The sequence below is a fragment of the Myroides odoratimimus genome, assembly GCF_030326305.1.
Lineage (GTDB): Bacteria > Bacteroidota > Bacteroidia > Flavobacteriales > Flavobacteriaceae > Flavobacterium > Flavobacterium odoratimimum_A.
Window position 1 is genome coordinate 65,997 of record NZ_JACAKB010000018.1, and the last position, 10,861, is coordinate 76,857.

The window sequence follows — 10,861 nt, forward strand, 5'->3', positions numbered from 1 at the left end:
CACCATGAACTTATATTATAATTACTCTATTCTTATTCAAAGCAGAAAGTGCTGTAAACTCATAGTTACTGTTTACAATCTATACTATTTATCCCTAACTGTTCTATCCATATGCAGTGTCTCAAACTCACCATACATCGTCGTTTTAATGAGTTGAAAACCTTGTTTTCGCCAATATTCAAAAGCGCCTGTTAAGAAAGGATGCGTATGTAAATACAGCATATCTATCCCTTTCTCCTTCGCTACTTCTAATAAAGCATTAAACAACTTAGTTGCTAATCCCGTTCTTCGATAAGCAGGTTCTACAAAAAGGCGAGCTACCTCTACGGTACGATTATCTCTATAATCTAAATAATCAAAACGATAATCATAAGGCATCATTCCGATCACACCCATGATATTATCATCGCGGTCTCTTGCCTGTAGAAAACATCCATGAGGGGGTAAAAGATAAGTCTGTTCAAAGTGTAAAAGGTCCCGGGGGACTATAGTACTATCTAACATAGGAAAAAGACCTTTTCTGAATGCTTTGACATATTCTTTTATATCTTGAGCTTGGTGTAACTCTACTTTACTGATCTGAATATTCATAATACCAACTATATTAAAGGCATAAACATAGGTTTACCTTGATTATCTATACGGTGTAATGGCAACTGATAAGTCTCTTCTAACAATCGGTGTAACTCTTCCCCTTGTACCTCTTGAATATCTATCAACTGTTTGTTTTGCATCAGATAAAATCGCTCTCCATACATAAACGCAAGGTTGGGGTCATGCATCACACAGAGTACAGTAGTACCTTCTTCTGCTAATTGTTTAATGCACTTTAGTACAGCTACCTGATAATGTAAGTCTAAATGATTAGTAGGCTCATCTAGCATCAGCACCTCTGGTTTTTGCACTAATACTCTACACAATAAGACTAACTGACGCTCTCCACCCGAAAGTGAAGTATAAGGTTTATCTATCAGATGAGATAATTGAAAGCGAGATAATATATCGACTACCTCTTGAAAGTCTTGTTCTGCAGGAGCAAACTTCGCAAAAGAAACCCTTCCTGTTAGAATAACTTCTTTCACCGTAAAAGGAAAAGTAGTCTGATGAAACTGATTTAAGAATCCTATACGCATATATTGCTCCTTTCCTAACTTAATTGCTCTGCGTTCTTGTCCATCAAAGCACACCTTGCCGTGATACTTCTTTTCTAAACCTGCTAGGATATTAAACATCGTAGACTTACCACTTCCATTTCGCCCTAGTATAATAGAGAGTTTACCTCGTTCAAAAGACGCATTCACCCTGTCTAAGACTACTTCTTTAGCATAAGAAAACACTAAGTCTTGTATTTCTATCAACTGTCTCATGCGCTCCAACTAGTTAAACTCTTTTTCATCAAATAAATAAATATAGGAGCACCTATAATCATCGTAAACACGCCTACTGGAATCTCAAAAGGCATTATAGCACGAGAGAAATCATCTATCAACAATAGAAAAGAACCTCCTATACTGATATTTGCCCAAACACCAATATTGTTATTAGGTCCGAATACCATTCTACTCATGTGAGGTACGATCAGTCCGAATAAACTAATCACTCCAACTGCTGCTACTGAAGAAGCAGTAATCATGGTCGCTACACAGATAAGAACAAGCTTTAAGTACTTAGGGTTCACCCCTACGGCTAAAGCTTCATTATCTCCTAAAGACAAAAGGTTAAGCTTCCAACGCAGCAATACAATTATAAATAAACCCAAAAGTATAGGTGCAAAAGCGGTATATACTTTAGACCAAGAAGCGGTGTGTAAATTTCCCATTGTCCACTGCACTATTGCTTGTAGTTTATAAGGGTCACTCATATATTGTAACAAAGTTAGCAAAGCTGTAAAGACTCCTGATACGATAATTCCTGACAAGACCATACTTACTATAGAAGTACGACTCCCTGCATAAGATACTGTATAAGTCAATGCTACAGCACATATCCCAAAGGCAAAGGCAGATAGATTAATCGATATAAAAGGAAATAGCATAGCTAGAGCAGCTCCAAAGGCAGCTCCTGAAGAAATACCTAAAGTAAAAGGGTCTACTATAGGGTTGCGAAAGATAGCTTGTAACACTCCTCCTGATACAGCAAGAGAGGCTCCTACTAGAAAGGTTAAGATAATACGAGGCAAACGCACTTTCCACAAAATCGTCTCTATCGGGTCTGTAGAAAGCTCTGAACTACTAAACCACTTCACAACATGACTAAATAGTTCTGATGGAGATAAAGTACCCGTAGTTCCCAACATAAGAGACCCTATTAATAACCAAATAGGGATAATCCACAATAACCCAACTTTAATGCTATATCTCATATATGGTTTACTTCTGACCTTTTGTATTGTATAATATATTCATCGCCTCATCTATCTCTGCTCTTAATGCATCTTCTGTGTACTCAGGGTAACTCCATTGACGAACTTGCTTGGCAAATAATAAAAACTTCACTGTGTGAGGATCGTATAAGAATGAAGGCTTCATGACCTTTACTTGTTTATTTACTACTGCAGGTAGATTAGCTAATTCGCTTAACCCATATACATCGCTCTCATTTGAGTTCCACAGAAGAATGATATCAGGATTCCATTTGTACAACATCTCCGCTCCTACATTAGGAGCTTGCATCTCTAAAGGACATGCATTAATAGCTCCAGATAGTGCAATCGCCATATCCATTAAAGTACCTTTACCCGAAGTAGAAAGTACTCGTCCTTTAGACCATGCGTAATATACTTTTTTAGGGCTTTCTACCTTATAAGCTTCCATTTCTGTTACTTCTTTTTCTATATAATCTGTGATTTTAATAGCACGCTCTGCTTTCCCCAGTAGTGTTCCTATTCCCTTAAGTTCACTGATAATACCTTTTTGGTCTTCACTAGCAATGGTAAACACTGCGATACCTAGATCTTCTAATTGAGCTACAGCTTCTGCATCTTGATCAAAAGTGATGACTAAGTCTGGCTGAAGCCCTATAATCGCTTCTACATTAGAAGACCCTCCACCGAAAGTAGGTGTAGCAATCTCTTTCTTAGCCATACGACTATCTAAAGTAGATAGAAAAGAGAAAGTATCTTCATTCAAATAAATTTGTTGAGGAATACCCACTAACTTCTCTTGTGCATCTAACATAAATACATCATCTACTAGAGCCTCGTATAAAACTACTACTCTAGTAGCAGGCTTAGATAAACGAACCTCTTTACCTCTACTGTCTATAGCTACAAGTTCTCTTGAGGTTGGTTCTGTAGATTGTGTTGGTTCTGTACTTTGTTTACACGATTGTAATAATACAAGTGAAAACAATACAGTTAATAAATATCTTAATTTCATAATTCTTAGAATTTACTCGTCACAGATTGCCAATCCACGACAGCTGGTTTTTAGTTCACTATTTCCAGTTCTCCGTTTCCTATTTCCTGTATTTCTTTTTGAGTAGTTTAGAAGTAAATAACTGTCTCTTCTCTAAGACAATATTATCAGCAAACTTATTTACCAATTGTTCATATAGATTACCATCATAAGGCACTAAGAATGTGTTATCTCCTTCTATAAACACAGGTAGATGTCTATTGCCTATATAAAAAGAGAAGTCAGCTACCTCTTGCCCATTATCCGATTTAAACTGTATTGTTAAAGTGGGTTTAATAACAAGTTGAGCTATTAATTCCCCTTGACAATACAATGCATCAGCGTGTTGCCAGTCTCTATCCTCTTTCAGCAGATGTAGTTCAACCCCGTTAGTAGTCAATCGGTGAAATAGATGCTTTTGTGTTTCGAACCATTCGATTTCAAACACATCTATTCCCTCAACAATTCGTTCACAAGGTTGAATATCATCTATATAAATTGTTTGTTGCATAGGTGAGTTACTCAGCTGCGTTTGCTTTTTTAGCTTTTACACGTTCTTTTAACCATTCGCACCACTCGTCTATCCCCTCTCCATTCGTTGTACTGATTGTCAATACTTCAATATTCGGGTTAACCTCTCTAGCATCTTTCGTTACATTCTCTACTGTAAAAGGAACATAAGGAAGTAAGTCGGCTTTAGACACTAACATTAATTCACTAGTCAAAAACATACGAGGATATTTCTTCGGTTTGTCATCTCCTTCTGTAGTCGCTAATAAAGTAACTCTGTAGTCTTCTCCTAAATCAAAAGCAGATGGACATAATAAGTTCCCTACGTTCTCTATGAATAATAAATCCGTTCCTTCTAGGTCAATATGATCTAAAGCTTGAAGAATCATCTGTGCTTCAATATGACACATCCCTCCTGTTACGATTTGAAGTGCATTTAACCCTACTTCTTTCATACGAACAGCATCTCTATCAGTCTCTGGATCTCCTACTAATACTGATATGTTTAAGTCTTTTCCTAGACGTTTACCTGTTTCTTGCATTAAAGTCGTCTTACCAGAACCAGGAGAAGAACAAACATTAATAACACAAATATTCTTTAAGCGTTCTCTAATAGTATTAGCTACAAAGTCATTTGCTTTTAATAAGTGTAATGTGGTATTATCACATTGCAATGAACCTACGCGATTTCCTAAACTTTTTGGATTCGATGCCATAAATAATGATTTATAATGATTGTTTAAATATTACTTTTGAAATATACAATTCGTTGCCTTGTACAATATCAGCTGACGGAGTACCACATGGGCAAACAAATCGGTGATACTCTACCTTAAAGTCTTTATCACAACTGTGACAGTGTGCTATGATATCATTGACCACCACCTCTAACTCCATGTCTCTATAGACCTCATTATCGATGATAAAGGCATCAAAAGCATTCTGTATCAGCACAGGCTGTACATTAGATAACAACCCTGCTGTGACCTGTATTTTCTGAATATCTTCTACTTTAGCCTCATAGTGCTCTTCTAGTGTAGAAAAGATATCTTTCACGATTGACAATTCATGCATCGCTTTACATTTTAATTCTATATATACTCTACTATAACAGATAAAAAGGTATCTACAATTTTTAGACCCTTTTTTGTTTAACTGTGAAACTTGAGGTAATTCTTTACAGTTAAACTGTTTTTTGATTAGTGTGGATTCTCGCTGATTAGGTCAGTACTATTCTTTTCGGTTTGAATAGACACTAATTTCACTTTTCTTTACAAAATACTTTAAAGTGGTATTTCTAAGAATTGCTGTTGTTAATAAATCAAAACCAATCACATACTAGCCAAGCCCCCTTTATTAACGGTACAAATGTAAAAACACTTCTCCATCAAGAATAGCACAAATCTTGACTATACTACCATAAAATAGGCATTCACATTTCTTTAAGAGTAGTGGATATAGGAGAATCAGGGAACAGGACGCTAAGTAGTAAGAAACAAAAAAGCCGAATACCTTATGATACTCGACTTTTAAAATTCTATTAATCTTTCTTTTTACTTTGTCATTATCCGAACTTAGCGTTCAGGAACTCTTCTCTTTCTAAACCTAAACAATCTGCAAAATACTTAGCAATCATTTCTCTAAGCTCCTTTTCTTTCATTGTATTGGGATCTCTTCTACTCTTAAAATAGTTTTTCTCAACTATTAATTTGGCCAACTCACCTACCGTCTCTACTTAAAACTCCTTTCTATAATCCTCAGCTACTTTATAAGCAAAAAGCCAAATAACTCCTCCTAACATTGCATACAGTGTTGTAAAAAACAACAATACAAACAATGCTAAAAAAGTAATCACAAGTATAGCAATAACATCATCCTTCATTTTTAAGATATGTAACTTAAATCCTAAATCTTCTTCTACCCTTTTATATTCTCAATGCGATTCTGTTTAGGAAATAATTCTTCTAATCGAGTATTCGGTTTTATACCAGACTCGTTTGTATACTTGTAAAAAATTGTTTTCCGTTTATAAAAAGCTTGTTAAGAAGTACAGTCTTCTTTTCTTTCTTGCTTAAAATAGCTAACTATTAAATCTAACATCTCAGCCACATTCCTTACTTTCTCAAGTTTCTGAGGATCTAAAGGCAAGTCATATTCATTCACAAAGTTTTCAATGGCATAGTCTAAATCCTCATATTGGTATCCTTTAAACACAAAAGGTTCTTTTACTCCCTCCATAACCAACTCTAATTTAAACAACTAAAATACTACTTATTCTCTTTCCCTAAACACAAAATCAAAAAAAGGATACTACACCTCTGTAATATCCTTTCTAAATTATTCTAAGGAACAAGGAGGTGGACTCACCACGTGCACCTTGTCATTATTCTTGATAATCTCTTTTCCAAAATCAGAAATAGTCTGGATAAGAGGAAGCAATGTTTTTCCAAAATCAGACAATTCATACTCCACTCTTAAAGGAGGCTTACTAGTATACACTGTTCTTATCACAATACCGTCTGCTTCTAATTCTTTAAGTTGCAAACTCAAAGTACGCTCTGTGATATTGACCAAATCTTTTCTGAGCTCACTATATCTCTTTTTTTTAGCAAGGTATTTTATAATTGCAGCTTTCCATTTACCTCCTATAAACCTCATCGTCACACTCGTACTACAAGGATAATCTTTATCATCTATACTATACATCAGTTACTATACTTTTTGACCGTTATTGCAAATATAAATCACTATACTTAAGTTTGCAACTATAAAAATGATAGTTTAATTTAATATTATAAAAATGAGCTTTTTAGAAATTGCTAAGAGTAGATACACAACTAAAAAATATGATTCTACTAAAAAAATAAGTGGTGACAAAATAGAACAATTAAAAGATATACTACAACTAAGTCCTTCATCGATTAATAGTCAACCATGGAAATTTACTATTGTTGAAAGTACAGAGGTAAAAAATCTATTAGCAAGCAACTCAGCTTTTAATCAAACAAAGATAGAAGATGCTAGTCACTTAATTGTGTTCAATGTACTAAGTACAAAAGAATACTTTGAGAAATTGCGTTTAGAAAATGCAGCTGAAGGTTCTAAAATGTATTACAATAATTTCCTAAAACCTCGATCGGAAGAAGAGGTTACAGCTTGGTTAAAAAATCAAGTATATATTTCATTAGGATTCTTCTTAGCAGCTTGTGGCACAATGGGAATTGATGCAACACCAATGGAAGGTATTAATACCCTAGAGTTTGATAAGATTATCAATGAAGATGGAGTTTACAAAAGTGTTTTTGCTGTAGCTATCGGATATAGAGATAACGAGGATACTAATCAACCATCAATCACTCCTAAAACACGTGTTGATCAAAAAACAACAATAGAAGTTCGATAATTGAATTAGAACTTACAGTTCCTTTTGCAACAAAAAAGCCAAGGTTAAGATTCCTTGGCTTTTTTGTTGTACGTAATAATCTTCTAAAACACATTTCAGAATTCACATCACATACCTCTTTAACACCCTTTTAAAGGTTATTTTAAAACACTTTACACACTCACCAAACATTTACTCGTTCAAACAAAAACAAACTCTTAAAACAGCTTATTTTGAATTTTACAAAAAACCTTACTAAGAAATATTACTTTTCATTACTCGCTGAAGTACCCTCTGAATGATTGTGATTCTCAAACAATGATTTTAAATTAAGATCGACAATCGGACGATAAGGACCTAATACATTAAAAAATGTATTGTCAACTTCTTGAACAACCACTAACGCTTTTTGTAAAAGCTCCACTCCACTCGGAGTCAAAGTAATCACTTTTGCACGCGTATCCACAGGGTGATCTTTACGCTTAATTACCTTCTTCTCTTCGAGGGTTCGAAGTACTTTTGACACCATCATACGATCCGTATTACTGTGATTAGCAATATCTATTTGTGTAACACTATTACCCTCTTTTGACAACCATCCCAAAGCAGACATCAAAACAAACTGAGTATGCGTAATGTCTATTTTATCCAATTCTCTTTTCATAGTCCGTTGCCATAACATCGTTACTTGCCACAATAAATATCCTGAACTTTCTTCAGGAGTATTAAACGGGAAGCTTACTTGATCACTCATATTACCTTAATCATTAATAATTATTACAATTTTTTCACAAAACTTAAAAGCACTTAAAACACTAAACAGATTCTTTATCTCTATCTGATTTTTGTCTTAAGTGATGCGTCCAATGCATTGGTATTAATCTAAACCACTCGCTAGCGTTTAAATAATCAAAGCCGGGATGTGGTGTTTTTCCCCCCAAATTATTTTTTAATAATTCTTTCCAAACACACATCATCTCATCAACCTTCTGCAATCCTAATTCGACTTCTTTTTTACTAACTGGAGCAATAGGAGTATAATCATCCGACGCAGGTACTTTTATCTTTACAGGAGGAAATTTACCTAATACATTATAGACCATAAATCCTTTAAAATTCTTTCTCTTATTACAGTTGTTTTTTGTCTTCACACAACACTCAATTTGCTTGCCATGAAAATACAATGTAGAATTAATTAGATGTAAATAAATCTGTCCTAAAGACCAATGATCTACTGATCCATTTTTAGAAATTTCCACTTCAGAATATGTTTCTAATGCTTTTTTCCATACTTTTGAGACCTTTTCAAAGTCCCTAAAACTCTTCTCTATACTACTCATCACTTAAATATTGTTGTTGCAAATATAGTAATCATAACAACAATATCAAACATAAAAACAAACAAAACAAAACAATAAAATAGTAATAGTTAATATTCATACACTTACAATAATCACCTAAAGCTTTAAATCAATATGATTTAAATACCTATTTATTCAAACAAAAAATATTTTTACTTGTTAAAAATACTATTTTTAAAGTAAAAATAACATTAAAACATCTCATAAAAAGACTGCCATTTTGACAAAAACCCTTTGCCCTAAAAACAAGACATTTGCCACTCCCCTAAAACACATCAAGCTTCACTTGAGCTAAATAAAACTTAAAGTAATACTTTATATAATCAACGTAAATCAATAAACAAAATCACTCAAACCTTTCTTAAATAGAATACAAAACACCTCCTTATCTAACACAAAAAAGCATTGGTATAAGAACACAAAAACACTTTCTTTTTACAAAACTACCAGACACAATCTCCCACTCTTTTCTTATATATATGTATCAAAAAAAACTCATACTCTCCCTCCTTATTTATTGTTTACCACCGAAGCCCATCAAACAAAAAGAACTACAATTAGTACACAACAGATCTAGCAACGAAATAGTACTTTTTACCACAATAAAAGAAAATAACAATCTTTAGAAAAGCAAGTCAAATCAACCGAATTACCAGCACATAAAATTAATACCTCAAAGAAACTACCTGGCTAAAAAGCTTAAACTCACCTAAACTAGCCACCTTATACAATAAAGAATATCCAATACATCAAATATAATAGTTATAATTTACACAACAATAGAAATTATATATATTCTATTTTACACAAACACTAAAGGGGTAACACAAAGCATCATTAACAATTTCAATAGGATAATTTATTGATAAAAAAATACCAACATAAAACAACATGTCTTTATTACACAAAAAAACAAAACAACAAGACACATAAAACAAGACTTAGCTATATTGTAAAAAAGACTCACAATACAAATACCTTATTAAGACTTAAACAGAGAAATACAGAATGACAAAAAAAGCAATTCTCAACTTGATAAAATGAATAGACCTCTCCTAATTGATAAAGTTAATAGAGATGAAAAAGGAATTATACTACAACTATAGTTTTGCTAAATAGAAGTACAAAAAAGTGTAAACTACACCTACTACTTCTATCCAAAAACAAGTTCATTAAAAGTATAAAACAAGTAAAATAAATAACTGCTAGCCACCTAAACACATTGCTTAAGAACTACAATTACAAGGTAAAAAGGTATAAAAAACCTTGTTTTTATACCCAAAAAAGAAGAGTGAATTATTAAAAAGCCCTATAAAGAGCTCTAAAACATGATATAATACTAGAAGTATAAAGTGTTATAATATAGACGTTCATTCAGCTGAGGGCTTTAAAATGCTCTAAATACAGTAATAGTAGTCATTCCATAATCAAAACAACCACACTTACACAAAACACTGTAAATAAGAAAAATACAGCAAACAACTAAATATAAAAAAAGATAACTAACACAATTAAAGCTAGTTAAAAAAAAGGTTAGTTTGGCGTATTTTCTAGTCCTTATTAGTACAAAAAAACTTGTTTGAAGCCCAAAATAACAGATGAATTACTAGCATTCCTCCTATCCCTATAAACCCAAAAAACAGGTATACACCTAAGTCAACCATACCACATCGAGAGCCAGAGAACTCATCTATTGGATATAATTTTGAGACAAATACAGAAGGAAAAACAATCAGAAATAAGAAAAAAACAAGAGCAAATAATGCATATCTTCACCTCTTAATCCCTCTTTTATAGAAGATTAAATCCCCTAATATTTGAACTACTAAGACTGAAATAAGGGTCACTAATGGATTGAGATAATAAAACATACTGACGAATTTACAGATATCAATGTTTAAGGATTTATCCCAACTATTACTTATACAAAGTAAAGAAATATCCCCATATAATAGCTAGGGGCTGTCTCATGAAGACAGCCCCTTTTTTTCTTAAATTCTGTGTATTTTTTACTTCATGATTATTTATTATTTGATTGATTTTTAATAAATTACACCTGTGTTACAACGGATTTTTATGGCAAAACAAGCACCAAGATTTAAGTATTACGCTCAGAATCAAATGAGCTTAATTCCGCATTCTTTAGAAGATTTTATTCCAAAATTGCATCCAGTACGTATTATTAACACTGTAATAGATAAATTAGACTTAGA

13 protein-coding genes are annotated in these 10,861 nt (G+C 33.1%); 1 reads left to right on the forward strand and 12 read right to left on the reverse strand.

Translation table 11 applies throughout. From position 1 onward, the window contains the following. Positions 1 to 84: 84 nt before the first annotated feature. The 10 genes from HX049_RS12835 to HX049_RS12880 all read right to left on the reverse strand — a co-directional run bounded on the left by HX049_RS12835 (position 85) and on the right by HX049_RS12880 (position 6,611). Positions 85 to 591 (reverse strand): GNAT family N-acetyltransferase, encoded by a 507-nt coding sequence (locus HX049_RS12835; protein WP_286416309.1) that lies wholly within the window; start codon positions 589 to 591, stop codon positions 85 to 87. 8 nt (positions 592 to 599) lie between these two features. Continuing rightward, entirely contained in the window at positions 600 to 1,367 is a 768-nt protein-coding gene (locus HX049_RS12840) for an ABC transporter ATP-binding protein (RefSeq protein WP_286416310.1), read from the reverse strand. Further along, a complete protein-coding gene (locus tag HX049_RS12845) occupies positions 1,364 to 2,362 on the reverse strand; it encodes a FecCD family ABC transporter permease (RefSeq protein ID WP_286416311.1) in 999 nt (332 codons plus the stop codon). Before HX049_RS12845 ends, HX049_RS12840 begins: the two co-directional genes overlap by 4 nt. Before the next feature lie 7 nt (positions 2,363 to 2,369). Continuing rightward, complete coding sequence (locus HX049_RS12850) at positions 2,370 to 3,377, reverse strand: ABC transporter substrate-binding protein (RefSeq protein ID WP_286416313.1); 1,008 nt, start codon at positions 3,375 to 3,377, stop codon at positions 2,370 to 2,372. 79 nt (positions 3,378 to 3,456) lie between these two features. Further along, the gene (locus tag HX049_RS12855; protein ID WP_286416315.1) at positions 3,457 to 3,906 is read right to left on the reverse strand and encodes an urease accessory protein UreE; all 450 of its coding nucleotides are present in this window, start codon (positions 3,904 to 3,906) and stop codon (positions 3,457 to 3,459) included. A 7-nt stretch (positions 3,907 to 3,913) separates the two neighbouring features. Beyond that, positions 3,914 to 4,621, reverse strand: coding sequence for a hydrogenase nickel incorporation protein HypB (gene hypB / locus HX049_RS12860; RefSeq protein ID WP_286416317.1), 708 nt, complete (start codon positions 4,619 to 4,621; stop codon positions 3,914 to 3,916). A 10-nt stretch (positions 4,622 to 4,631) separates the two neighbouring features. Next, positions 4,632 to 4,979: a hydrogenase maturation nickel metallochaperone HypA gene (locus HX049_RS12865; protein ID WP_006258232.1), complete on the reverse strand. Its 348-nt coding sequence runs from the start codon at positions 4,977 to 4,979 to the stop codon at positions 4,632 to 4,634. Positions 4,980 to 5,640: 661 nt separating this feature from the next. After that, positions 5,641 to 5,787 carry a hypothetical protein gene (locus HX049_RS12870; RefSeq protein WP_286416318.1) on the reverse strand — a complete coding sequence of 49 codons (147 nt, stop codon included), beginning with the start codon at positions 5,785 to 5,787 and terminating at the stop codon, positions 5,641 to 5,643. A gap of 158 nt (positions 5,788 to 5,945) precedes the next feature. Continuing rightward, positions 5,946 to 6,143 carry a hypothetical protein gene (locus HX049_RS12875; protein WP_286416320.1) on the reverse strand — a complete coding sequence of 66 codons (198 nt, stop codon included), beginning with the start codon at positions 6,141 to 6,143 and terminating at the stop codon, positions 5,946 to 5,948. A gap of 99 nt (positions 6,144 to 6,242) precedes the next feature. After that, on the reverse strand, positions 6,243 to 6,611 hold the full coding sequence (locus HX049_RS12880; protein ID WP_286416322.1) for a winged helix-turn-helix transcriptional regulator: 369 nt from the start codon (positions 6,609 to 6,611) through the stop codon (positions 6,243 to 6,245). Positions 6,612 to 6,705: 94 nt separating this feature from the next. Between HX049_RS12880 and HX049_RS12885 the strand changes: the two genes are divergently transcribed. Then, on the forward strand, positions 6,706 to 7,308 hold the full coding sequence (locus tag HX049_RS12885) for a nitroreductase family protein (RefSeq protein WP_286416323.1): 603 nt from the start codon (positions 6,706 to 6,708) through the stop codon (positions 7,306 to 7,308). Positions 7,309 to 7,552: 244 nt separating this feature from the next. Here HX049_RS12885 and HX049_RS12890 read toward each other — a convergent pair whose 3' ends face one another. Next, positions 7,553 to 8,041, reverse strand: coding sequence for a MarR family winged helix-turn-helix transcriptional regulator (locus HX049_RS12890; protein WP_286416326.1), 489 nt, complete (start codon positions 8,039 to 8,041; stop codon positions 7,553 to 7,555). Positions 8,042 to 8,102: 61 nt separating this feature from the next. Then, positions 8,103 to 8,627, reverse strand: coding sequence for a DinB family protein (locus tag HX049_RS12895; RefSeq protein WP_286416329.1), 525 nt, complete (start codon positions 8,625 to 8,627; stop codon positions 8,103 to 8,105). Positions 8,628 to 10,861 lie beyond the last annotated feature (2,234 nt).